General features: G+C 68.0%; 16 protein-coding genes. 6 read left to right on the plus strand and 10 right to left on the minus strand.

The genetic code is table 11. The features are described from left to right. Positions 1 to 3: 3 nt before the first annotated feature. The gene (locus ABUA37_RS12785) at positions 4 to 1,062 is read right to left on the minus strand and encodes an aspartate-semialdehyde dehydrogenase (RefSeq protein ID WP_349899590.1); all 1,059 of its coding nucleotides are present in this window, start codon (positions 1,060 to 1,062) and stop codon (positions 4 to 6) included. Between the two features lie 296 nt (positions 1,063 to 1,358). On the opposite strand from ABUA37_RS12785, the gene ABUA37_RS12790 reads away from it, so the two are divergent. The 5 genes from ABUA37_RS12790 to ABUA37_RS12810 are packed head-to-tail and all read left to right on the plus strand — an operon-like array spanning position 1,359 to position 7,956. Then, positions 1,359 to 3,002 carry an ABC transporter substrate-binding protein gene (locus ABUA37_RS12790; RefSeq protein ID WP_349899591.1) on the plus strand — a complete coding sequence of 548 codons (1,644 nt, stop codon included), beginning with the start codon at positions 1,359 to 1,361 and terminating at the stop codon, positions 3,000 to 3,002. Continuing rightward, on the plus strand, positions 2,980 to 4,023 hold the full coding sequence (locus tag ABUA37_RS12795; RefSeq protein WP_349899592.1) for an ABC transporter permease: 1,044 nt from the start codon (positions 2,980 to 2,982) through the stop codon (positions 4,021 to 4,023). Before ABUA37_RS12790 ends, ABUA37_RS12795 begins: the two co-directional genes overlap by 23 nt. Continuing rightward, on the plus strand, positions 4,020 to 4,880 hold the full coding sequence (locus ABUA37_RS12800; RefSeq protein ID WP_349899593.1) for an ABC transporter permease: 861 nt from the start codon (positions 4,020 to 4,022) through the stop codon (positions 4,878 to 4,880). Before ABUA37_RS12795 ends, ABUA37_RS12800 begins: the two co-directional genes overlap by 4 nt. Continuing rightward, positions 4,877 to 6,598 (plus strand): ABC transporter ATP-binding protein, encoded by a 1,722-nt coding sequence (locus ABUA37_RS12805; RefSeq protein ID WP_349899594.1) that lies wholly within the window; start codon positions 4,877 to 4,879, stop codon positions 6,596 to 6,598. The genes ABUA37_RS12800 and ABUA37_RS12805 overlap by 4 nt, the downstream gene beginning before the upstream one ends. Then, complete coding sequence (locus tag ABUA37_RS12810; RefSeq protein WP_349899595.1) at positions 6,595 to 7,956, plus strand: NtaA/DmoA family FMN-dependent monooxygenase; 1,362 nt, start codon at positions 6,595 to 6,597, stop codon at positions 7,954 to 7,956. Before ABUA37_RS12805 ends, ABUA37_RS12810 begins: the two co-directional genes overlap by 4 nt. A 49-nt stretch (positions 7,957 to 8,005) precedes the next feature. Here the strand turns inward: ABUA37_RS12810 and ABUA37_RS12815 are convergent, their stop codons facing one another. The 3 genes from ABUA37_RS12815 to ABUA37_RS12825 form a co-directional block, all read right to left on the minus strand. Beyond that, positions 8,006 to 9,271 (minus strand): aspartate kinase, encoded by a 1,266-nt coding sequence (locus ABUA37_RS12815; RefSeq protein ID WP_349899596.1) that lies wholly within the window; start codon positions 9,269 to 9,271, stop codon positions 8,006 to 8,008. A 179-nt stretch (positions 9,272 to 9,450) separates the two neighbouring features. Next, positions 9,451 to 10,050 (minus strand): recombination mediator RecR, encoded by a 600-nt coding sequence (gene recR / locus ABUA37_RS12820; RefSeq protein WP_349899597.1) that lies wholly within the window; start codon positions 10,048 to 10,050, stop codon positions 9,451 to 9,453. A gap of 3 nt (positions 10,051 to 10,053) precedes the next feature. Continuing rightward, a complete protein-coding gene (locus tag ABUA37_RS12825; protein WP_349899872.1) occupies positions 10,054 to 12,195 on the minus strand; it encodes a DNA polymerase III subunit gamma and tau in 2,142 nt (713 codons plus the stop codon). A 293-nt stretch (positions 12,196 to 12,488) separates the two neighbouring features. Here ABUA37_RS12825 and ABUA37_RS12830 point away from each other — a divergent pair, with 293 nt between their 5' ends. After that, positions 12,489 to 13,385, plus strand: coding sequence for a type IV toxin-antitoxin system AbiEi family antitoxin domain-containing protein (locus ABUA37_RS12830; RefSeq protein WP_349899598.1), 897 nt, complete (start codon positions 12,489 to 12,491; stop codon positions 13,383 to 13,385). Positions 13,386 to 13,555: 170 nt separating this feature from the next. Here ABUA37_RS12830 and ABUA37_RS12835 read toward each other — a convergent pair whose 3' ends face one another. From ABUA37_RS12835 to pta, 6 genes are all read right to left on the minus strand, one after another. Beyond that, positions 13,556 to 14,680, minus strand: coding sequence for an acetate/propionate family kinase (locus tag ABUA37_RS12835; protein ID WP_349899599.1), 1,125 nt, complete (start codon positions 14,678 to 14,680; stop codon positions 13,556 to 13,558). 107 nt (positions 14,681 to 14,787) lie between these two features. Next, positions 14,788 to 15,531, minus strand: coding sequence for an ABC transporter ATP-binding protein (locus ABUA37_RS12840; protein ID WP_349899600.1), 744 nt, complete (start codon positions 15,529 to 15,531; stop codon positions 14,788 to 14,790). Continuing rightward, positions 15,528 to 16,508 carry an ABC transporter ATP-binding protein gene (locus ABUA37_RS12845; protein WP_349899601.1) on the minus strand — a complete coding sequence of 327 codons (981 nt, stop codon included), beginning with the start codon at positions 16,506 to 16,508 and terminating at the stop codon, positions 15,528 to 15,530. The genes ABUA37_RS12840 and ABUA37_RS12845 overlap by 4 nt, the downstream gene beginning before the upstream one ends. Further along, a complete protein-coding gene (locus ABUA37_RS12850; protein WP_349899602.1) occupies positions 16,505 to 19,288 on the minus strand; it encodes an ABC transporter permease in 2,784 nt (927 codons plus the stop codon). Before ABUA37_RS12850 ends, ABUA37_RS12845 begins: the two co-directional genes overlap by 4 nt. After that, positions 19,285 to 22,689 carry an ABC transporter permease gene (locus ABUA37_RS12855; RefSeq protein ID WP_349899603.1) on the minus strand — a complete coding sequence of 1,135 codons (3,405 nt, stop codon included), beginning with the start codon at positions 22,687 to 22,689 and terminating at the stop codon, positions 19,285 to 19,287. Before ABUA37_RS12855 ends, ABUA37_RS12850 begins: the two co-directional genes overlap by 4 nt. A gap of 122 nt (positions 22,690 to 22,811) precedes the next feature. Further along, positions 22,812 to 24,935 (minus strand): phosphate acetyltransferase, encoded by a 2,124-nt coding sequence (pta, locus tag ABUA37_RS12860; protein WP_349899604.1) that lies wholly within the window; start codon positions 24,933 to 24,935, stop codon positions 22,812 to 22,814. Positions 24,936 to 25,033 lie beyond the last annotated feature (98 nt).

The following is a 25,033-nucleotide window of genomic DNA, read 5'->3' on the forward strand; positions in this document are numbered from 1 at the left end:
CGGCTACGCGGTGGCGAGCTGCTGCGACGCCACGAGCTCCGCGATCTGCACGGCGTTGAGCGCCGCGCCCTTGCGCAGGTTGTCGTTGCTGATGAACAGGGCGAGTCCGCGGCCGTTCGGCACGCCCTCGTCCTGCCGGATGCGGCCGACGTAGCTGGGGTCGGTGCCGGCCGCCTCGAGCGGGGTCGGAACATCCGTGAGCACGACGCCCGGGGCATCCTGCAGCAGTTCCTTCGCGCGCTCGACCGAGAGCGGCGAGGCGAACTCTGCGTTGATCGAGAGCGAGTGGCCGCTGAACACGGGCACGCGAACGCAGGTGCCGCTGACGAGGAGGTTCGGCAGCTCGAGGATCTTGCGGCTCTCGTTGCGCAGCTTCTTCTCCTCGTCGGTCTCGAACAGGCCGTCGTCGACGAGGTTGCCCGCGAACGGCACGACATCGAACGCGATCGTCTTCGGGAACGTCTTCGCCTCGGGGAAATCGACGGCTGCGCCATCGTGCACGAGGCCGATCGTGTTCTGCTCGACGGCCGCCTTCGCCTGCGCCAGCAGCTCCTCGCCACCGGCGAGACCCGCACCGGATACGGCCTGGTACGTGCTGACGATGAGGCGCTCGAGGCCGGCCTCGGCATCCAGCACCTTCAGGATCGGCATGGCCGCCATGGTGGTGCAGTTGGGGTTCGCGATGATGCCCTTGCGCGCCTCGGCGATCGCGTGCGGGTTGACCTCGCTCACGACGAGCGGCACGTCGGGGTCCATGCGGAAGCCGGAGGAGTTGTCGATGACCAGCACACCTGCCGCGGCGAACCTCGGCGCCTGAGCCTTGGATGTCGTGGCGCCGGCCGAGAAGATCGCGACATCGAGGCCGGTGGGGTCCGCGGTCGCGGCATCCTCGACGACGATGTCGTCGCCCTTCCACGGCAGGGTCGTGCCGGCGCTGCGAGCCGAGGCGAAATAGCGGATCTCGGCGACCGGAAAGTCGCGCTCCTCGAGCAGGCGACGCACGACAGCGCCGACCTGGCCAGTGGCGCCGACGACGCCGATTCGTACTCCTGCTGTGCTCATGACCATCCGCTCGTGTGTGGCTCGATTGCTCGTGTGGCCGGATGGCTGTGGCTCGACATCCCATTGGCCTGAATATCACAGGATACTATTCACCGCCCGCCGAGCGCCGACCGCTCGCACGGCGAACCGGCCGGCGAGGCGGACGCGGGAGCGGCGACCATAGCACAGTCCAGAGCGGTCGTCGGAATGTCACCTTGTGCGACGTTTCTCTACAGCGTGTTACCCCGTCCCGCGCAGCGCTCGCCGAGGCTCCTTACAGTTGTGCCACCAACCTCGCCCACCAGCTGGAGGCGCACATGCTTCGCTCGAAATCCCTCATCGCATCCTCGATCGCACTGGCGATCACCCTTACCGCGGGGCTCAGCGGATGCTCCGGTGGCGCCGCCGCGGCACCGGGCGCAAACGCGAAACGAGTGGATGGCGGGGCCATTGTGTACGGCCACCAGCAGGAGCCCGCCTGCGTCTTCGGGGGCTGGATCGAGCAGGCCTACCTCTCGTACCAGGTGATCGACAACCTCGTCTCGCTCGACAAGAACCACAGGGTGGTGCCCTGGCTCGCGGAATCCTGGACCACCTCGGCCGACCAGCTGAGCTGGACGTTCACGCTCAAGAAGAACGTGCACTTCACCGACGGCACCCCGGTGGATGCGGCAGCAGTCGCGTACAACTTCGACTACTGGCTGGGCGGCGGCAACAGCACGGCCCAGGTCTGGCTGCAGGGCTACTACAAGTCGGCCGAAGCCGTCGACGCCACGACCGTGAAGATCGATCTTGTGAAGCCCTACCCGAACCTCGACGACAACCTCACGCAAAGCTACTTCGGCATCCAGTCGGAGAAGGCGCTGAAGACCCGCACCAAGAAGCAGAACTGCGAGGCGCCGATCGGCTCGGGAGCGTTCACCGTGGAGAAGTGGAATCGCGGCGAAGACATCATTCTCAAGCGGAACAAGAACTACACCTCGGCACCGGCCAATGCGAAGCACAAGGGTGCCGCCTACGTCGACACGGTCGACTGGAAGTTCGTCTCCGATCCGACCACCCGCGTGGCGACGCTGCGCTCGGCGGAGACGGACGCGATCTACGACGTTCCCGCCATCGAGTGGAAGAACCTCAGGGACCAGGGCTTCCAGGAGCTCAAGTACGTGACCCCTGGCCGCCCGCAGCAGATCACCTTCAATACCGCCCAGGGTCCGTTCACGGATGAAAAGGTACGACAGGCCTTCGCCTACAGCCTCGACCGCGAGAAGATTGTCGACGCGATCGGCCGGGGAGTGATCCCCTACGAGGGGAACGGCGGCGTGAGCCGCACCACACCCGGCTACAGCCAGAAGGCCGCGGACTACTACAGCCACGACGCGAAGAAGGCGAACGCGCTACTGGATGCGGCCGGCTGGACCGAGAAGAACAGCGACGGCTACCGGGTCAAGGACGGCAAGCCGCTCACGGTGGTGCTGCCGTATGGCGCGGGCTCCATCGTGAACGCCGACGGCGCATCCATTCTGCAGGGGGTGCAGGAACAGGCGAAGGCGGTGGGCTTCAACGTCAAGCTCGTGCCGGTGCCGCAGAGCGCGTTCTTCGGTGGGGCATACTCCAAGCCCGCCGAGCGCGACCTCGCCGTCGGGTACTGGACGGCCGTGAACGCGGGCATCCTCTATATCAACTGGAGGCAGAGCACCGCGGATGCGCCGAACTACAACAACGCTGCCTTTCTGAACGACGCCACGCTCGAGGGTCTCATCGTCAAGGCCAACTCCACCGCGGACCTCGACGCGCAGAACGCCCTCTACCAGCAGGCGCAGGACTACATAGCCGAGCACGCGCTCGCCATCGGCGTCTACGACCGGCTCAGCACGCTCGCCGTGTCGCCGAGGCTCAAGGGCGTGTGGCAGGAAGCCTCGCAGGGAGGACCGGTCTTCCATGACGCCTACCTTGTCAAGTGATCGAGCGGATGCTGCGGCGCCGCCCACAGAGCAGCCCACGACCGCACAGCCGGGCGCCCCATTGCGCGGCGGCATCGCCGTGGCCAGGCTGCGACTCGTCGGCCGCAAGGCGCTGAACGCCGCCATCGTGCTGTGGGGCTCCGCCTCCGTCGCGTTCGTGGCACAGGCGATGCTTCCCGGAGACCGTGCCACGGTCATCCTGAACACCCGTGCTGGGCAGGCGATCGAGCGCACTCCGGCCGAGCTGGCACAGATCAACGCGCAGTACGGCCTGCAGGACCCGATGGTGCAGCAGTACCTCCACTACATCGGTGGCCTGTTCCGGGGTGATCTCGGCACCTCGTATCAGCAGTTCCGGCCGGTGTCGGCGATCATCGGCGAGCAACTCGCACCCACGATGATGCTGACCCTGACGACGCTCGTGCTCTCCTGGGTGATCATGGTCGCCTGGGTCACGCTCACCGCCGGCCGCGGCCGCAGGGTGAGCGGCATCGGAGCGTTCGTCGACACGGTGGCCGCCGGACTGCCGCACTACTGGCTGGGCATCATCCTGCTGCTCGTGTTCGCACTCGGCCTGGGCTGGTTCCCGGTCATCGGGGGAAGCGGCCTGCCCGGGCTCTTCCTTCCCGCCCTCACCCTGGCGATTCCCCTCGCTGGCTTCATGGGACAGGCGACGAGGACGGAGTTCGAGAAATCTCTCGACCAGCCCTTCGTGCTCTCCGCGAGGATGCGCGGAATGGGCGAGACCGGGGTGCGACTGCGCCACGCGCTGCGCCACTCCGTGCTGCCCGCGATCACGCTCTCCGGATGGGCGCTCGGCGCCACCATCTCCGGTGCGGTCATCGTGGAGACCGTGTTCACGCGCGCCGGCATCGGCAAGGTTCTGACCACCGCGGTGAACACCCAAGACCTACCCGTCGTCACCGGGGTCGTCGTGCTGATCGCCGCGCTCTACGTGATCGCGAACCTCGTGGTCGACGTCGTCTACGTGCTCATCGATCCGAGGCTGAAGAACGCATGACCTCCACCATCAGTCCCCTCGCCGCCACCCGGCGCGGCGCGCGCCCACTCGTCTCGGGAGGCGCTGGCGTCTGGGTATCGATCGCCGTCCTCACCTTCTTCGCCGTCGCCGCGATCGCACCGGGTGTGCTCGCGACCCACAGCCCAACCGCTCTCGACCTCGGCAGCGCGCTGCACGCCCCCTCGCTGTTCCACTGGTTCGGCACCGACGAGTCGGGCCGCGACCTCTACAGCCGCATCGTCTGGGGCACGAGGGACTCGCTGTCGATCGGCATCGGCGCGACGGCCGTGAGCATCTCCATAGCCCTCGTGCTCGGCTCCGTCGCCGCCCTCGCCGGTCGCTTCGTCGCCGGTACGGTCAATCGCGTCATCGAGGTGCTGTTCGCCTTTCCCACCCTGCTGCTCGCCCTGCTGCTCGTCGCCGTACTCGGCCAGTCCGCGCTCACGCAGATCGTCGCGGTGGGGGTCGGAACCGCACCGGGCTATGCGCGCATCATCCGGGCCCAGGTGCTGTCGGCAAAGGACTCCGGATACGTGGAGGCCGCGGTGGCTCTCGGTCACAGTCGCCGGCGCATCCTCGGTGCCCACATCGTGCCGAACGCTGTGCGGCCGCTGGTCGCGATCATCACCCTGTCCATCGGGCAGTCGATCGTGTGGGCATCGAGTCTCGCGTTCCTCGGTCTCGGGGTCGCGCCGCCGGCATCCGAATGGGGAGCGCTGCTCGATGCGGGGCGCGGCTACGTGACCCAGGCCGGCTGGCTCATCGTGCTGCCAGGCCTCGTGATTGTGGTGCTCGCGCTCGCAGCCACGACCCTCGGGCAGCACATCCAGCGGATTCTCGAGAAGGGTGAAAAATGACCGCCATCACCGAGGTCGAGCGCCCGGATGCCTCCACCGAGCGCGACGCCGACTCGCTCGTCGTGTCGGGTCTCAACGTCTCGTTCACGAGGGGTGGGCAGCGGCATCACGTCGTGCATGACCTCTCCTTCGAGCTGCCGCGCGGAGCGTGCGTCGCGATCGTCGGAGAGTCGGGCTCGGGCAAGAGCGTCACCGCGCGCTCCATCGTGGGCCTCGCCGGCGACGGCTCGCACGTCACCTCCGACGCGCTCCGACTCGGCGGGCAGGACATCTCGAGCCTCTCGTCGCGCGAGTGGCGGGGCATCCGCGGCAAGCGGATCGGGTTCATCCTGCAGGATGCGCTCGTCTCGCTCGACCCCCTGCGTCCCGTCGGCAGGGAGATCGAGGAATCCCTGGCGCTGCACGGCTGGGGTGATCGGGCCTCCCGTAAGCGCAAGGCCATCGAACTGCTGGCGAGCGTGGGGGTGCCGCTGCCGGAACAGCGCGCGAAGCAGCGGCCGGACGAGCTTTCGGGCGGGCTGCGGCAGCGCGCGCTCATCGCCTCAGCGCTCGCCCTCGACCCCGAGGTCATCATCGCCGACGAGCCGACCACCGCGCTCGATGTCACAGTGCAGGCGCAGGTACTCGGCCTCCTCGAGGAGACGAAACGCCGCGGGGTCTCGATCGTGCTGATCAGCCACGACCTCTCGGTGGTGGCGCAGCTCGCCGACAGCATCCTCGTGATGAAGGGTGGACACATCGTCGAGCAGGGTGACACGCGGCAGATCCTCGAGCGACCGCGTCATCCGTACACGCGCGGTCTCATCGCCGCGGTGCCGGGCGAGGATACCAGGGGAAAGCGCCTCGGACCGGACGTCGAGATCGTGGCGACGCCGCATCCGCAGCAGCTCGCTGGGGAACTGCGCGACTACCGCGGACCCGTGCTCGAGGCGACCGGCCTCGTCAAGCGCTTCGGCACGCCGGGCGGCGGTTCCCAGCTCGCGGTCGACAATGTGTCGTTCGACCTAGCCCGCGGCGAAACCCTCGGCATCGTGGGAGAGTCCGGCTCGGGCAAGTCGACCACCGGCCGCATCGCGCTTGCCCTGACGAAGCCGGATGCCGGAGCGGTGCGCCTGCTCGGTCAGGACTGGTCGTCCGAGTCCGAACCGCGGCGACGCCGGCTCCGCTCGCGCATCTCCGTGGTCTACCAGGACCCGCTCGGCTCGTTCGATCCGCGCTGGAACACGGAGCGCATCCTGATCGACGCCGTGCCTCACGAGGCCTATCCGACCGCGGAGGGCAAGCGCTCGAGGGTGCGGGAACTCCTGGAGCAAGTGGGCCTCGCCGAGGACGTGCTGCAGCGCTTTCCCTTCCGCCTCTCGGGTGGCCAGCGCCAGCGAATTGCGATCGCTCGCGCCCTCGCGCCGTCGCCCTCGGTGATCGTGCTCGACGAGGCGGTCTCCGCACTCGACGTGTCCGTTCAGGCCCAGATCCTCGACCTGCTCACCGGACTGCAGAAACAACTCGGCCTGAGCTACCTCTTCATCTCGCACGACCTGGGAGTGATCGGCCACCTGAGCGACCGCGTGCTCGTGATGAAGGATGGCGCGGTCGTCGAGCATGGCACGGTCGAGCAGATCTTCCACAGCCCCCAGCACGCATACACCCGGGAGCTCATCGGCTCGCTACCGAGTCTCGAATCCGAAACATCCGGCCCCACCATAAGGAGACACCCATGACCGAGCGACGCCCGCTGCACTTCAACGCCTTCGTGATGAACACCTCGTCGCACATCCATCACGGCCAGTGGCGGCGCTCCGACGCCGGACAGACCGAGTTCAATGACGTGAACACCTGGATCAACCTGGCCCGTCTCCTCGAGGACGCGAAATTCGACGCCATGTTCTTCGCCGACGTGAGCGGACTTTACGGCGACTCGGATGCGGACTTCGACGTCTACCTGCGCGAAGGGCTGCAGATCCCGAGCAATGACCCGACGGTGCTGCTCAGCGCCCTGGCGGTGAACACCACCCACATCGGTCTCGCGCTCACCTCGAACGTGATGCAGAACCATCCGTTCAATTTCGCCCGTCAGATCTCGACCCTCGATCACATCTCGCAGGGCCGCATCGCCTGGAACATTGTCACGGGAATGCAGGACAACGGCTCGCGCAACTTCGGGCTCACCGCTCTCACCGACCACACCGAGCGGTACCGCTGGGCCGAGGAGTACGTCGACGTCGTCTACAAGCTGTGGGAGGGGTCCTGGGACGACGATGCCCTGATCAAGGATCGCGAGCGCGGCTACTACTCTGACCCGTCCAAGGTGCACAAGATCCACCACGTCGGCGAGCGCTACCGCGTCGAGGGCCCGCACCTGCCGTCGCCGTCACCGCAGCGGACGCCCGTGCTCTACCAGGCCGGATCCTCGGTCTCGGGTCGGCGCTTTGCCGCCCGCCACGCGGAGGCCGTGTTCATCGTCGCCCCGTCGCCCGCCCTCGCGAAGGAGCAGATCGAGGAGACCAGGCGCTTCGCGGTGGAGAACGGTCGCCGGCCAGAGGACATCAAGTTCTTCCAGGGGCTGAGCTTCGTGATCGGAGAGACGGAAGAGGAAGCAGAGGCGAAGGCCGCCGAGTACGAGAAGTACGTGAGCGTCGACGGATACCTCGCGCACTCCGCCGTCGTCGACAAGACCGGCCGCGTCTATCCGCCAGAGACTCTCCTCAAAGACGTCGACACGAACACGGCCAAGGGCTTTCTCGAGTGGACCGCGAAGTTCATCACGGATCGCGAGCCCACCGTGGCCGACCTCGCCAGGAATCAGTCGCGCAGTACGAGGATCGTCGGCACGCCCGAGCAGATCGCCGACCGGTTGGAGGAGTGGCAGGACGCGGGAGTCGATGGCATCAACGTCATCAACTGGGTGATCCCCGGATCCTTTGCCGAGTTCGCCGAGTTGGTGCTGCCCGTGCTGCGCGAGCGCGGTCTCGCACAGGCCGAGTACACGGATGGCCCCCTGCGAGAGAAGCTGTTCGGCGCTCCCCGGCTCAACGAGCGACACCCCGCTGCGGCGTACCGCGGTGCGTTCGCGGGCTAAGCCCGACCTTGGTCGAGTAGCGCGCGAGACCTACTCGACCAACGGATGCTTAGCGGCCGGTGCCCGCGTGCACGACCGCCTCTTCTTCGCCGTCAAGGCCGAAGGCGCTGTGCACCACGCGCACGGCGTCGTTCACGGTGTCGGCGCGCGTGACGACCGAGATGCGGATCTCGCTCGTGGAGATCATCTCGATGTTGATGCCCGCCTCGAACAGAGCGGTGAAGAGCTTCGCCGAGACACCGGCGTTCGTGCGCATGCCCGCGCCGACCAGGGCGAGCTTGCCGATCTGGTCGTCGTACTGGAGTGAGTCGAAACCGACCTCATCCTTGTGCGCGTTCAGCACCTGCAGCACGCGGGCGCCATCCGACATCGGCAGGGTGAACGAGATGTCGGTGAGGCCGGATGACTTGGTCGAGACGTTCTGCACGATCATGTCGATGTTCGCCTCGGCCGTGGCGACGATGGTGAAGATCTGCGCGGCCTTGCCCGGAACGTCGGGGATGCCGACGACAGTGATCTTGGCCTCGCTGAGGTCTGCGGACACGCCCGCAATGATTGCCTCTTCCACGTTGTCTCCATCCTTGGGGTTCACCACCAGGGTGCCCGAATTGTTGTTGAACGACGAGCGGACGTGCAGGGTCACACCGTGGCGCCTCGCATATTCCACCGCGCGAATATAGAGCACCTTGGCGCCGGATGCCGCGAGTTCCAGCATTTCCTCGCTCGTGATGCGGTCGATCTTGCGCGCGTTGTGCACGACCCTGGGGTCTGCAGTGAAGACGCCGTCGACATCCGTGTAGATCTCACACACGTCGGCGCCGAGGGCCGCGGCGAGCGCCACGGCCGTGGTGTCCGATCCGCCGCGACCGAGCGTGGTGATGTCTCCCGTGCCGCGATTGAAGCCCTGGAAACCCGCGACGATGGCGATGGCACCTGAGTCGAGCGCGGCACGGATGCGCGAAGGATTGACCTCGACGATGCGCGCGGAGCCATGCTTCGCATCCGTCATCATGCCCGCCTGGCTGCCGGTGTATGAGCGGGCGTCCTGACCCTGGCTCTTGATGGCCATGGCGAGGAGTGCCATCGAGATGCGCTCGCCCGCGGTGAGGAGCATGTCGAGTTCGCGACCGGAGGGCAGCGGGGCAACGGAGAGAGCGAGGTCGAAGAGTTCGTCGGTGGTGTCGCCCATGGCGGAGACGACGACGACGACCTCGTTGCCCGCCTTGTGGGTTTCGACGATGCGCTTGGCGACGCGCTTGATGCTCTCCGCATCGGCTACGGAGGAGCCACCGTACTTCTGCACGATCAAGCTCATGAATCTCCCGGGGACTGGTACTGGGGCTGGGGCCGGCTGAATTGCCTCGGGCCGCGCTGCCCGCGTCGACCCATTCCCGCATCGGATCGAACAGTTGATTGTACCGACTGGGCGGGAAGATGACGTTCGGGGGTGCGTGAGTTCGTGGAGGCACCTTCTGCGAGCTCAGGGAACGTGGGTCAGTTCTCTACGAGTCGGCGACCCTCGAAGGCACGGCCGAGGGTGACCTCGTCGGCGTATTCGAGGTCGCCACCGACGGGGAGCCCGGATGCCAGACGCGTGACCCTGAGGTCGAGGTGCATGAGCATGCGCGAGAGGTAGGTGGCCGTCGCCTCGCCCTCGAGGTTCGGGTCGGTGGCGATGATGACCTCGGTGACCGTGCCATCCGCGAGTCTCTGCATGAGCTGGCGGATGCGGAGGTCGTCCGGTCCGATGCCGTCGATCGGGCTGATGGCGCCGCCGAGCACGTGGTAGAGGCCGCGGAACTCGCGGGTGCGCTCGATAGCCACGACATCCTTCGCCTCTTCGACGACGCAGATGGTGGACGGCGAACGGCGCGGATCGCGACAGATGGAGCAGTGCTCCTGCTCGGTGACGTTGCCGCAGATCTCGCAGAAGCGCACCTTCTCCTTGACCTCCATGAGCACCTCGGCGAGGCGCGTGACGTCGAAGGTCTCGGTCTGCAGGATGTGGAACGCGATGCGCTGCGCCGACTTCGGTCCGATTCCGGGGAGGCGACCGAGCTCGTCGATGAGCTCCTGCACGATGCCGTCGTACACGGGCTAGCCCTCTCTCGGAGCGACGCGGGGCGCGATGGTCTGCTCCTCGATGAAGCTCGCGCCGAGGATCTCGCGCACGACGGATTCGCCGTATCGGTCCTTCTCGTAGGCGGGCTTCTCGCGCGCGGGCTTCGCCGGCTCGGGCTCGGGCTCGGGCTCCGTCGCGGTCGCCTTGGGCGGCTGCACCGCCGGCTTCTTCGCGGGAGGCGGTGCGACGGGGCGCGTCTCCGGCTCGGCGTCGGTGACCGGCGCCGTGTACCAGCTGTTGCCGTCCGGGGTCGGTGGTTCGACATCCGGTTCGGTCGGTTCGGGCGCGTCGTCGGGCACCGGGCCGGTGTCGGACGTAGCACCCGCCGAAGTCGCCGTCGGTGCCGGCAGTTTCGCCTGTGACTGCGCGGATGCCGACGCCTGCGTCGAGCGCGTCGCCTCGACCCTGGCGAGCAGCTTCGGCGTGAAGCCGAGCACGTCAAAGACGGCCTTCTTGAGGTAGTCGCCCACGCCCTCGCCCGGGGTGGACTGCTGCTTGAGAGTGTCGACGTCGTTCTGGCTCTGGAACGAGAGCACGAGGATCTCGCCGTCACGCAGTTCGAGCGGCTTCGCGGTGAAGACGACCATCCACGCCGTGCGCTTGGCCTTCTGCACGGCTTCGAGCACCTCGGGCCAGGCGTCCTTCACCTGCTGGAGGGTGACTTCGGATGCCGCGGCCGCTTCGACCGGCTTGGATGGAGCGGGGGCGGGCGGAGTGGGCGGGGTGGCCGTCGCGCGCGCTTCGGCGGGTGCGGTGGGCGGGGTGGCTGCCGGGTGTGCTTCGACCCCTCGAGACGGTCGCAAAGCGACCTCCTCGGGCCGAGCGGGCTCGGCGGCCGGGGCCGCGGCTTGTTCAGCCGCAGGGGTGGGCGTCCTGGCAGGCTCAGCGACCGGAGTGCGTGTCGGGGCAGGCTCGGGGACCCGGGTGGCCGCTTGGCCAGTCTCCGCAGCCGGGGTCACGCCAATGCGGCGCTCGAGCCGCTCGACTCGGGCCAGCGTTCCGCGCTCGGAGTCGTCGCTCGCCGGAACGAGCACCCGGGCGATCATGAGCTCGAGATGGAGGCGTGGCGACGTCGCGCCGGTCATCTCCGTGAGCGCGGCGCCCACGACATCCGCGGTTCTGGAGAGCTCGGCGACGCCGAACAGCGCCGCCTCCTTTGCCATGCGGTCGAGTTCGTCTTGTTGCACGCCGCGCAGCACGGCCGCGGCGCCCTCGCCCGTCGCCGCCACGACGATGAGGTCGCGGAGGCGTTCGAGCAGGTCCTCGACGAAGCGGCGTGGATCTTGCCCCGTCTGGATGACGCGGTCGACGCTGGCGAACGCGGCAGCGGCATCCGCGGTGCCGAGTGCTTCGATCACGTCGCTGAGCAGGGCGCCGTGCGTGTAACCGAGGAGCGCGACGGCCCGCTCGTACTGCACGCTCGAGCCCTCTGAACCGGCGATGAGCTGGTCGAGCAGGGAGAGCGTGTCGCGCACGCTGCCGCCGCCAGCGCGCACGATGAGCGGCAGAACGCCGGGCTCGACCTCGACCTTCTCGCTCTCGGCGAGCTGCTGCACGTATTCGAGCATCTGCGCCGGCGGCACGAGGCGGAACGGATAGTGGTGGGTGCGCGAGCGGATCGTGCCGATGACCTTCTCGGGCTCCGTCGTCGCGAAGATGAACTTGACGTGCTCCGGCGGCTCTTCGACGATCTTGAGCAGCGCGTTGAATCCCTGCGGCGTCACCATGTGCGCCTCGTCGAGAATGAAGATCTTGTAGCGGTCGCGGGCCGGAGCGAACACGGCTCGCTCGCGAAGGTCACGGGCGTCGTCTACGCCGTTGTGGCTCGCGGCGTCGATCTCCACGACATCCAGCGACCCGCTGCCCTCGCGGGAAAGCTCGACGCAGCTCGCACATTTGCCGCACGGGGTGTCGGTCGGGCCCTCCGCGCAGTTGAGGCAACGGGCGAGAATGCGGGCGGATGTCGTCTTGCCGCAGCCGCGCGGACCGCTGAACAGATAGGCGTGGTTGACCCTGTCGTTGCGCAGTGCGGTGCGGAGCGGATCGGTGACCTGGGACTGCCCGATCAGCTCGGCGAATGTCTCTGGCCGATAGCGGCGATATAGGGCGGTGACCACGCAGTACAGCGTACCGGCGGCGGCTGACAGCCGCGTGCCCGGGATGTCCCCGTTGACGCTGCGCACGGTTCCTCTGTTGCGGCCAGTGCGCCGTCCTCGCGTCGCCAGCCGACGGCAACGCAGGACGGATTGCGACACGCGGCCGAAAACTGCCAGCTCTCGCGGCGTGTCCCCGAATCTCCGACGTTAGCTGCGCATCCGGTCTACTCCTCATCAGGGCCGTGGGTCTGCGGGTTTCCCCCTCAACGGAATGAACCGGCCAGCTTTCGTGGCGGCGTCGTCACACTGGGCGGATGTCCATCTCCCTTCTTTGCGGGCTTGGCCACGTGGCGAGCGTGCCGCAGCTGCGTGAGAACGGTCTGACGGAGGCCCGGGTGCGCGCGGCTACGAGGCGCGGCGAGATCGTGCGCTTGCGGCGCGGCACCTACGGATGCGCGCACCTCGAGACGCTGGCGACCACTGCCGCACGGGCGGGCGGTGCGGTTACGTGCGTGTCGCTGCTGCGTGAATTCGGTGTATGGGCGGGGCACGGAACGCGCGCTCACATCCAAATCTCGCCCAAGGCATCGCACGTGGTGCACGGGCTCCTCGACGCCGATGGCCTCGCCGCGCGCTTTCACTGGGAACGGCCGCGGTTCGGGATGGAGACGGCCTGGCGGGTGACCAGAATGCAAGCGCTCTGGCAGGCCATCCGCTGTCTGGACGAGGAAAATGCCATTGCCGCGCTGGAGTCCGCGATCCACACCGGCTTTCTCCCCATCGAAGACATACTGCGGCTATGGCAACTCGCGCCCCGCCGCCTGCACGAGTACTGCGACGAGCTCGTACTGATCAGCGGCTCGGGCAACGAGACATTCGTGCGGCTGCGGCTGCAGCGCGTGGGACACCGAGTGGTACCGCAGGGTACTGTTCCCGGTCTGGGCCACCAGGATCTCGTGGTGAACGACTGCCTCGGGCTGGAAATCGATAGCCGCGCCTGGCACGACAACGACGCGCAGCGCGTTGTGGACTACGACCGGGATCTGCATGCCGCGGGGCTCGGGCGGCCGACCATCCGCATCCTGCCGTCCCACATCCACTCGAGCTGGCCGGTCACGCTCGCGGTGATCGAGCGAGCGGCCGCCGATGCGGCAGGGAATGCGCAGCGGCGCCGCGGGCGAGTAATCGCGGGCGTCGCAGAGGCTTTCTAGTGCCGCGCGGCCAGCGTGTGGTTGTGTCTCTGCACCAGCCCGCGTTGCGAACATCGATAACGCAGGATGGATTGCGACACGCCGCCGAAAACTGCCAGAAGTCGCGGCGTGTCCCCGAATCTCCGACGTTAGCTACGCGAAGGCGTGCGGCAGGATCAGACGGGAGGGGCTCAGGCCGTGACGGCCGCCACCTGGCGCGCGATCTCGAGCTCCTCGTTCGTGGGGATGACGAGCACGGCGACGGGCGAGCCATCCGGCGAGATGTAGCGGGCCTCCTTCGACGCGAGCTCGTTGCGGTCGGGGTCGACCGAGATACCCATGAACTCGAGCCCGGCGAGGGTGCGGCGGCGCAGCAGCACGTTGTTCTCGCCGACACCCGCGGTGAAGACGAGCGCATCAAGCCCTCGAAGCTGCGCGATGTACGCGCCGATGTAGCGGCGCAGACGGTGCCGGTACACGGCGAGCGCGAGCTCCGCGGCCTCGTCACCCCGGCCCGCGGCCGCCTGCACATCGCGCATGTCGCCGGTGCCGGTCATCCCGAGCAGGCCGCTGTGGCGGTTGAGCAGTTCGTCGAGCTGGTCGAAGTCGAAACCCGCGACCCGGTGCAGATGGATGAGCGCGGCCGGGTCGATGTCGCCCGATCGGGTTCCCATGACCAGGCCTTCGAGCGGCGTCATGCCCATGCTCGTCTCGACGGACACTCCCCCGTCGACCGCGCAGACGGACGCCCCGTTGCCGAGGTGCAGCACGATCGTCTTGAGCTCCGCCAGGGGGCGACCGAGGAACGACGCGGCCTGCTCCGAGACGTATTTATGGGACGTGCCGTGGAATCCGTAGCGCCGTACCCCGTACTTCTTGGCCAGGTCGGTGTCGATCGCGTAGGTGTACGCGGCGGCGGGAAGCGTGTGGTGGAACGCGGTGTCGAAGACGGCGACGTGCGGCACCCCGGGCAGCGCGATCCTCGCGGCACGGATGCCGAGAAGGTTCGGCGGGTTGTGCAGCGGTGCGAGCTCATTGAGCTCCTCGATCTGGTCGACCACCTCATCAGTGATGAGCGTCGCGCTCGTGAAGAGCGACCCGCCGTGCACGACCCGATGGCCGACGGCGGCAATCTCGCGACCGGTGCCGAGCCTCGCGAGAACTTCGCGCATCCCCGCCTCGTGATTCGGGATGTCGGATCCCGGTTCGCCGATGCGCTCGAGCAGTCCGCTGAGCAGTGGTTGTTCCGTTTCGAGGTCGACCAGTTGGTATTTGATCGAGGATGAGCCGGAGTTGACGACGAAGATCTGGGTCACGCTGCGTCCTTAGCCGAGGGGGTAAAACCTCACTCTCGAGCGTACCCGCGCCGGATGGCGGGAACGCGGCCGGGATAGGGTCCTTCGACCCTTCCGGGCAGGCGACATCAGGGGGCGGCGAGGTGACGCGGCGCCGAGTGCAGCCTTCCGTCGGCAAGCGTGAGGGTGAAATCCGCCTTCGCCTGGATGCTGGGGTCATGTGTGGAGATGATCGCCGTCATGCCTTCCGCGCGCACAACCGAGCGCATGAGCTCCATGACGGCCGCACCCGTCTCGGCATCGAGCTGGCCGGTCGGCTCGTCTGCAATGAGCAGTCGCGGCGAATTCGCCAGGGCCCTGGCGATTGCGACGCGCTGCTGCTGCCCGCCGGAGAGCTCGGATGGACGCTGGCCCGCGTGATCGGCCAGGCCGACCACGTCCAGAAGCTCGGCGACGCGCTGATCACGCAGGCGCGGCGCCATCCGGTGCAGTCGCAGCGGGAGACCGACATTCTCGGCCGCAGAAAGCATCGGCACGAGCCCGAACGTCTGGAACACGAAGGAGATCTCGTCGCGCCGAAGGGCGGTGCGACCAGGCTCGTCGAGCGCACTCACCTCCGTGCCATTCACGAACACGCGCCCGCTGCTGGGCAGGTCGAGACCGCCGATGCAGTTGAGCAGCGTCGTCTTGCCGGAACCCGAGCGCCCGACGAGCGCGACCAGTGCGCCCGGCATGACGGTGAACGACACGTCCTGGAGCGCGTGCACCTCGCCGCCCGCCGAAGCGTAGCTGCGCGAGACCCCCTCCGCGACCACCATCGGCGTCTCCGTCGACGTGTGCCCGGCGTCGTCAAGCAGTGTTGGTGTGCTCATGACCGTTCTCCCTCGCCCGCGTCGCCGACATCCGGATCGGTGCCCCTCGTTACCTCGGGCGCCCAGACGCCCAGGTGGTCGGCCTCAAGCTCCAGCCGCACCCGGTCCTTCAGGCCCAGCGACTTGCGATACGCGGCGGGCACCTGAAGCCTGCCGGCGCGATCCAGCACCGCGAACTCCTCGGCGATCGTTTCGGATGCGCCGTGCTCGTTCACACTCGTGCGACGCACGACCTCCGACGAGGTTCGACCGTCGCGGATCGCCACCGTTCGCTGCACCTGGTTCGACACCTCCGCGTCGTGCGTGACGATCACGACGGTCGTTCCGAATTCCGCGTTCACCGACCGCAGTGCCTCAAAGACCTCTTCGCCGGTCGCCTGATCGAGTTCGCCCGTGGGCTCATCCGCAAATAGCACCTGGGGTCGGTTCGAGAGGGCGACAGCGATGGCGACCCGCTGCTGCTCGCCGCCCGAGAGCTCACCCGGCCGGCGACGAGCCTTCTCGGCCATGCCGAGCGAATCGAGAAGCTCGAGCGCCCGAACAGAACGCTCGCGCCTCGGTACCCCGCTGAACGACATCGGAAGCGCAACATTCTCGGCGGCCGTGAGATACGGCAGGAGGTTGCGCGCCGTCTGCTGCCAGATGAATCCGACAACGCTGCGCCGGTACCGGATGCGCTGCGCCGCAGTCAGGTGCAGCAGGTCCCAGCCTGCGACGCTGGCCTTGCCCGCGGTGGGCGTATCGAGGCCGGACAACACGTTGAGCAGGGTGGACTTGCCCGATCCGGATGCCCCGATGATTGCGATCATCTCTCCCGCCCGAACGAGCAGGTCGAGGCCCTGGAGCGCCTGCACCTCGATGTTCTCGACCTGGTAGATGCGCACGACGTTGTCGCACACGATCAGGGCATCCGAGCCGAATTCCTCTCGATACCGGGTGCTGAGCGCGCCGTTCGGCGCATCCGCAGTGCTGGTCATACTGTTTCTCCTACCCGTAATACCTCGGCCAAGCGATCGCGACGACGCAGCAGAACCTCGACGAGCACGGCGATCGCGAGCACCACCGCTGCGGCGCCGACCACCGCGCCCATGAACGACCACGAGATCGCGGTCTGTGGAACGTAGAGTCCTCCCGCGAGCACCCCGAGTCCGAGCGACGGCCCCAGGAACAGGACCACGCCGAGTCCCGCGGCGGCACCGCCCAGCAGCGCCGCGATGACGAGCGGCGCGAGTTCCGACAGTGCGAGCCACCATCCGAGCCCCGCGGGAATTCCGAGCGTGCGCAATAGCGAGAGGGAGCGCGCTCTCTCCGCTGCTCCCGCGAGGACGGTGGCGAGCAGCGAGAGCACGGCAAGCACGCCGAGCACCAGTACCGACAGCCCGAGCACGTTCCCTACTCCCGCAACCATGGCCTTGCCATTCCAGGATGCCAACCAGCCCGTGCGGGTCGTCATACGGAGCCCGGGAATGTCAGCCGCAGTGAGAGCCTTCCCGGCCCCCGGTCCCATGACGAGCGTGGTGTCGGCCCTGAGCGGCTGACCGAGGCGCTTGGACAGAACACCCAGGTCGATGTACACGAACGGCCCGCTGAGGTACCCATCCGGACCGGATGCGGCAGTGCCGACAACCCGCACCGGGATGTCGAGGTCGTTCACCGAGATCGCCACGTCTTTCGAGGCGAGCCTTTTCGCCACGGTGGAGTCCACCAGCACCGGTACCCTGCCCGATGCGCCCGGCGCGTCGAGCAGCCGCGCGAAGACCTTCGACGGCGAGGGTCTCGCCACGCCGTCAATGTCGGGGAGCGAGCGCAGGGCGCTGTTGTAGTGGCCGTCGACCCCCAGGAGCGTGACGAGGGAGGTCGACGTGCCGAGGTCGAGGTGAACGCTGCTCGAGGTCTGGAATGACGTCACTGCCGTGACCCCGGGAGCCGCAGCGATACCCGCGACGCCCTTCGCGCTCACGGCACCCTGCGCGCGGGCATCCGCGCCCACCCGTTGCCAGGACGCATCCTGTTGGCCGGAGCTGACCGTTGCGCTCAGCAGGCCGCTGCCAACCGTCAGCGCAACCGCCAGAGTCAGCGCCAGCACGGGGAGCACGGCCATCGCCCTCTGGGCGCGCACCGCACCCAGAAGTCCGAGCACGCCTCTCGTGCGCCGCGCGAGCGCGCCCACGAAGCGCACCGGCCAGCGGTACACCCTGAGCACGACGATGGCAACGACCGCCGCGAGGAGCAGCGGCGCCCCCGACAGCAGCGGGTCGACCCCGGCCGTTCTCGATTGGAGCAGCCCTCTTGAACCGAGGCCCGCGATCGCGGCCACGGCGAGCGCCACCACGGTCACTTCAAGCGCGATTCTCCTCGTGGCGCGGCGGCGATCCAGATCGAGCCGATCCCGCCGGTTCGCGGGTGCCGCACGACCGAGGCGCGCGCCGCTGGCGGCGATGGCCTGCACGGGCCCGGACAGCACGGCCACCACGAGCACGACAACAAGCAGCGACTCCGTCGACGGACCCGGCACGAACGCCGCGAGCGCGGCACCGATACCAAGCGCCACCACGCAGGCCAGCACAGACTCGAACAGAAAACGGATGCCGATGGCCGCGACCGACGCACCTCGCGCTCGCTCGAGCGCGATCTCCGGCACGCGGCGCGACACGAGAAGTCGAGAAAGCAGTATCAGCACGAGCAGCGTGACGCTGAGCACTCCGACGAGCACGATAGACATCTGTGCCGTGGCAGCCCTCGCCTCCCCCGCGTACGCGGCGGTCGCCGCCGCGAATTCTGAACTCACCTGGATCGCCGCATCGGTCGGAGGAACGAGATCCGAGTTGTTGGCCGTGAGCGCCTCGATCTCGGACTCCACCCGCTCTTCGAGCTTCTGCGTGAAGAGTTTCGGGTCGACTCGAACGCGCACGGTCGCGGTGAGGGGGTCGCCGAAGAAGTTGGCGGCCTTCTCGATGCCGTTGGGCATCGTCAGGACCACGATGTCGACATACCTCGAGAGATCGCCCTCCCCGCCGGTGGGATGCCACATCCCCGGGAGGTCCACCCATGGCGATGGGCCGGTGGACGGGCTCGCGCGATCGACGACGCCGACCACCCTGAGCGGCAGGCCCGACGCATCGGGTCCGGCCGAGGCATCGTGCAGGCTCAACTCGCTACCGACGCTCAGACCACTTGCTGCCGCCGCCGCGGTCGACATGATGACGTCGACCGGTCCATCGGATGCCTGTGGACCGTCGGTCGGCAGTTCGCCGTCGGCGATGGTGACGTCGCGCTCGGCGCTGTCGCTGAGCAGCCCGATGGCGACGCGCAGGCGAGAAGCATTCGAGCGCGATGGAGCGCCGAGCACTTCGGCATCCGCCTGCTGCCCCAGAACCGTGACCGTCGTGCCCTGCCAGACCTGCCGAAGCGCACGCGGCAGGTGATCCGTAATCGTGCTCGCGACGCGCAGCACGTCCCCGGGCGCGACCACCTTGTCGAGGTTCCAGGGTCGCTGCACGCCGGTGGGGAATTCCACCACCACGTCCGCGCGCGATCCGGCCTCAGCCACGGCCTCCTGGGCGCCGACATCGACCGTGTGCACCATGAGTCGTGGTGCGGCAATGGCGATGGCGCAGGCGAACGCGGCGAGAACGATCCATGCCGCAAGCAGCATGAGGTCGCGCCTCGCCCTTCGGCGCAGGAGCAGAAGGCTCGACGACACGGTCGATCGCCACTGCCTGCTCAGGCGTTCCATCCCATCCGTCGGTCGCCTCATTCGTCTGCGCCCCGGAGAATACTCGCGGGATCCGCGGTTCGCTGTGCCCTGGCGATGCCCACCACGGCGAGCGCGACCACGGCGAGAATGATCAGCGCGAGAAGCCCGATGCCGAGCCACGGAACGATCACCTGCACGCTCGGCAGGGTGGGCGCACCGCTCGGCGAGACTGCGATGAGCGGGCCGACGAGCCAGCCCAGGAGAACGCCCAGCCCAATCCCGATCACGCTCGAGACGAGGCTCACCATTACGGCCTCGGCGCCGACCAGTCCCACGAGCATGCGTCTCGAGAGACCGATGGCGCGCAACTGTGCGAGTTCGGTGCGGCGCGATCGCAGGCTCGCGGAGGTGTGCACGGCGAATCCGGCGATCGCCAGGAGCCCTGCGCCGAGAATCGCGAGCCAGAGCGCAGCCTGCGCGGAGACGCGCATCGGATCCTGCTGCAGTTGTTCGGCCCGCACCTCACTGCACTCCGCGGGTGCGAGACCGGCGCGGGTGGGATGGGCCTGCAGATACGCTTCGCCCTGGCCAGGGGCGACGTCGATCCACCACTCGTCGACGAACGGGCCGGCCATCCCGGATGCGAGGAGCACGCGGGACAGGGCAGCGTGATCAACGACGATCGTGTCGGGTTGTCCTCCTGCTCCGTCCGGTGCAACATCCGGCTGGATTCCGCTCATGCTGCCGGGCACCAGTGGCGCGATTCCGGCCACGGAGACGACCAGGTGCGTCCCCGGAAGTTCGAGCTCGAGCGTCATGCCGCGCGATACGTGTAGTCGGTCCGCGATGCTGCGGGAGATCACGGCGGGGATGGAGATGGCGGGATTCCAGCTCGTGAGCACGAGGTGCGCCGCCCCGGAGTTGTGCGAGGTCGGCAGCACGGCGTCAATCGCGATCGGCCACCCGTCCTGGTCCTCCGTCAGCTTCGGCGCTTGATCGAAGGGGTCGGGATTGCGCGCGTTCCAGACGATGCCGCCGCGGTGCAGCGCGACTCTCGGCAACGGCGCTTCGGCATCCGCTCCCTGAGCCGCCGGCTGCAGGGCGCTCACATCCTTGAACACGAGCTTGATGGAGAACCCCGTGTCCAGCGAGGCGTCGTCCGGAGCCGGCTCGCTGCTGCCGGCTTGCGCGACGCTCGACTGCAGCCCGACGAGCGTGAACGGAGTCGCGAAGGCGGCGCCCTTCGCGGGGGCGCGCAAGAGCCCCTCGAGCGGATGCGGCTGGCCGTCGGCCGCGACGCCACCGAGATCGAGCGTCGTGAACTGCCCGTGAGCATCCTGCAGCATCGCGGTGACGCCGACGGTCGTGTTCGCCAGCGGTGCCGTGTCGTCTCCGGCCCTCACCGTGACGCCGACGCCGACCGCGTTACCGGGCAGGGGGATGCCGTCGACGGGGGCTGGCGTCTTGGCCAGTGCCGTGCTGATGGTTGTTCCTCCCTCGCTGCCGAGGCGGCCGCGCGCGATGAGCGCCCGGTCCGCCGGGGTGAGCCCGAGAATCGCGGTGGAACTGCCGGTTGAGGGGTTTCCGTCGGAATACGAGCCGGCGGGAGCGACGGCACCGAGCCTGCGGATGACCGGCTGCGGCTTGCCGCGCGCGCCGTCCACCAGAAGGGGCAGCTCTGCCGCGCCGAGGGCGCCATCCGACGGCACCCGGACCGGCGCACCGATCACGAGCGCGGCCTGGTCTGTCTGCGACTGGCGCCAGGTCGCGAGAAAGGTCTGGCTGAACGTGCCGACCGACAGGGCGAGCGTGAGAAGAAGCACGGCCGCGGTGATCTTCTGCGTGCGGCGGCTGATCTCCCATACGCCGAGGGTCACGACGGCTCCGCGCGATCGCCGACCGAAGCGCTCGAGCAGCCGTGACGCGAGGGGAATGAGGCGCACCGCGACGAGGCCGCCGGCCACGAGCATCACCGCCGGCCCGGCCACGAGCACGGGGTCGACGCCCAGCGATGCCGACAGGTCGACCGGGCTGCGGTACGACTGCAGCTGCCAGTAGACGACAACGGCGAGCGCGACGAGGCCGAGATCGAGCCCCGAGCGCATCAGGCCGCTGCTGCGCCGCAGTCGATGCTTGGTTCCGGTCGCATCGACCAGCCGATCCTGACGACGCAGAAGCGGCGCCATGAGCACCGCAACGAACGCGAGCGAGACCCAGGCCGCGGTAAACCAGGCGACCGGGGGAAGCCCGGCATCCGCGGGCATCCTCGCCGCGACCATGGGCGGCTGCGCGGCGAGCGCGCGATAGGCGAGGGAGGCCAGTGGCGGACTCGCGAGGGCGGTGACGACACCGATGAGCACGGCTTCCGCGCCGGCAAGAGCGAGCAGCTGGCCCCCCGATGCACCCCTCGCCCGCATGATGAGGCGCTCGTCTGCCGCGGCGTCGTTCGAGAGCCTGGCGGTCTGTGCGAGCGCGGCCAGGGTGAGCACGAGCAGGAGGAGGGTCACCACCACCACCGTGGACCGGGTCACGACGAGCGAGGTGCCGATCGCATTGGCACCGTCAGCCAGATCGGTCGTGTAGACGACACCGCGGGCAACGAGTCCGATGTGGAGGATCACGTCCTGGTTCGCTTCGGCGAGCCGGTCGAGCAGTGGACCGAACTGCTCGGTCGTGATGCCCGTGAAATCCGGCCGGTAGCGAATGTCATAGGAATGCCCGGGCAGCTCCGCCTTGGCGAGGGCGCCCGGAGCGGTGAGCATCGGTCCAAACCCATTGGTGGGCACATACATCGCGACGTCGGGCTTCGGAAAGCCCGCCTTGTATCCGGTGCCGTTCAGCGGGTCGCGCGACCAGTACGAGTCATTCGGATGGTCCGCCCGGTACAGGCCGACGACTGTCGCGGTGACCTTCGCGGCACCATTCACGGTCGCGAAGCTGCTGCCCAGACGCAGCCCCCAGGCCTTGGCCGCGGCTGCCGGAAGCGCGACGGGCACAGCACCATCCGCCGATGTCGTGGCCTGTGGCCACTCTCCGCCGGTCAGGGTGGAGTGCTTCCTGACCGCATCGAACTCGCCGAAGTAGCCGAGCGCGGGCACATCGCGGTCGAGAGAAGGAGTGGGCAGAAACTCCGAGACGGCGACGGTGTCCTGCCGCGTGGTGACGGCCCCGTCGAGCACGCGCTTGATCGCCGCGTCGGAGAGATCAACCCCGTCTTTGACCGAGACGGAGGGTCGCAGCAGGTAGACATCGATGTCGGAATCGACCGACGGGATCGACGACAGCGCCGAGCGAAGCCCGCCCTGCTCGGTCGAGAAGACGAGAAGACCCACCGAGGTCACGAGCGTGCACGAGGTGATGGCGATCGCCAGGATGACCGCGATGAGCCGCCATGCCCCGCGGATCCTTCGCGCCGTGACGCTCGCCGCCCAGAGCGCCAGCCCCGCACGAGGCGGCCCCATACGGGTCATAGGCTGCGATCGCCGACGGGAACGGGCATGGGTCTACGGTGTCCTCATCCTGAGGCGGCCGGTACGCCGCCCATTCGGGACATACTAGCGGCGCGTTTTCCCCGCGGGACGAATCATGACGAGGTGGCGGCCTGGATCGCCGTAATCGCGACCGTGTTCACGATGTCCTGCACGAGCGCACCGCGAGAGAGGTCGTTGATCGGCTTGTTGAGGCCCTGAAGCACGGGCCCGATCGCGACGGCTCCGGCGCTGCGCTGCACCGCCTTGTAGGTGTTGTTGCCCGTGTTGAGGTCGGGGAAGATGAAGACGGTCGCGCGGCCCGCGACAACCGAATCCGGCATCTTCGAGCGGGCGACGGATGCGTCCACCGCGGCGTCGTACTGGATCGGCCCCTCCACGAGCAGGTCCGGCCTGCGCGATCGCACGAGCTCGGTCGCGGTGCGCACCTTGTCGACATCCGCACCACTGCCGGATGCCCCGGTCGAGTACGACAGCATCGCGATGCGCTGCTCGATGTCGAACTGGGCGGCCGTGGTGGCCGAGGAGATGGCGATGTCGGCGAGTTGCTCCGCGTTGGGATCCGGATTGACGGCGCAGTCACCGTAGACCAGCACTCGGTCTTCGAGACACATGAGGAAGACGCTCGAGACGACCGAGACATCCGGCTTGGTCTTGATGATCTCGAACCCGGGCCGGATGGTGTGCGCCGTCGTGTGCTGGGCGCCCGAGACCATGCCGTCGGCGAGTCCCAGATGCACCATCATGGTTCCGAAGTACGAGACGTCGGTCACGGTCTCGCGCGCCTGCTCGACGGTGACACCCTTGTGCGCCCTGAGCTTCGCGTATTCCACGGCGAAGCGCTCGCGCAACTCTGGATCGAACGGGCTCAGGATGGTCGCGGCCGCGATGTCGACGCCGAGTTCGGCTGCACGCTGGCGCACCTCCGTCTCCTCGCCGAGGATCGTGAGCCGCGCAACCTGCCTGCGCAGCAGCGTGCTCGCCGCGCGCAGCACCCGGTCATCCGTTCCCTCGGGAAGCACGATGTGGCGCTGGTTGGAGCGCGCCCGGTCGAGCAGGTCGTATTCGAACATGAGAGGAGTGACGACATCCGACCTGCTCACCTCGAGCTTCTCGAGCAGCTGTGCACCGTCGACGTGCTGCTCGAACAGCGCGAGGGCGGTGTCGAACTTGCGCGGGGAGTCGGCGGCGAGGCGCCCGCGGGCCTTCGTGACGACCCGAGCGGTGTCGTAGGTGCCGAGCTGGGTACGGATGATCGGAACCGCGTTGTCGAGACCGTCGATGAGCGATTCGATCTGCGGCAACAGCTCGAACCCGCCGTTCAGGATGATGCCCGCGATCGACGGGAACGTGTCTGCCGCGTGGGCCATGAGCATGGCGAGCAGCACGTCGGAGCGGTCGCCCGCGACGATGACGACGCCGCCCTCGATGAGCCGGGTGAGCACGTTCTCCATCGACATTCCCGCGATCACGACGCCGAGCGACTCGCGCTGCAGCAGTGCGGCGTCGCCCTTGATGAGGGTGCCGTCGCAGGCCGCCATGAGGGTTGCGACGCTCGGGGCGATGAGGAACGGGTCCTCGGGAATCGCCCAGACGGGAACCGGCTCGTGACCGACGGCAGTCTGGTGCAGGTGGCGATCCTCGGTGGATGCCGCACTCAGCACCGAGATGATCTCGTCGAGTTTGTCTGGCTGGGCTCGATTCGCGACCACGCCGACCACGTGCGCGTGCGCCGCATCCAACTCCTGCATCGCGATGCCGAACACCTGGCGAAGCTCGTCGGCGCTGCGATCGCCGTACTCGTCCGACTGGCCGCCGAGCACGAGCAGCACGGGCGCACCGAGGTTCGCTGCGATGCGGGCGTTGAACGAGAGCTCGGTCGGGCTGCCGACATCCGTGTAGTCCGAGCCGAGGATGACGACCGCGTCGCACTGGCGCTCGACCGCCTTGAACCGCTCGACGATGCGGGAGAGCGCGGCGTCCGCATCCTCGTGCACGTCTTCGTAGCTGACTCCGACGCACTCCTCGTAGTCGAGGCCGACGCCGTCGTGTCCGAGCAGCAGTTCGAGCACGTAATCGCGCTCTGCGCTCGAGCGGGCAACGGGGCGAAAGACACCGACCCGCTCGATCTCGTGACTGAGGGTGTCGAGCACGCCGAGGGCGATCGTCGACTTTCCTGCATGGCCTTCAACGGACGTGATGTAGATGCTTCTGGCCACGTGCCAAGCCTACGTCGTGCCACGGGAAATAGCGGATGCGCGCGGTCGTCGGCCCGCATCCGATGCCTCTGTAGGCTCGTGACGGGGGCGCGGATCGC

The organism is Parafrigoribacterium soli, assembly GCF_040227235.1.
In the GTDB taxonomy this organism is placed as follows: Bacteria; Actinomycetota; Actinomycetes; order Actinomycetales; family Microbacteriaceae; genus Parafrigoribacterium_A; species Parafrigoribacterium_A soli.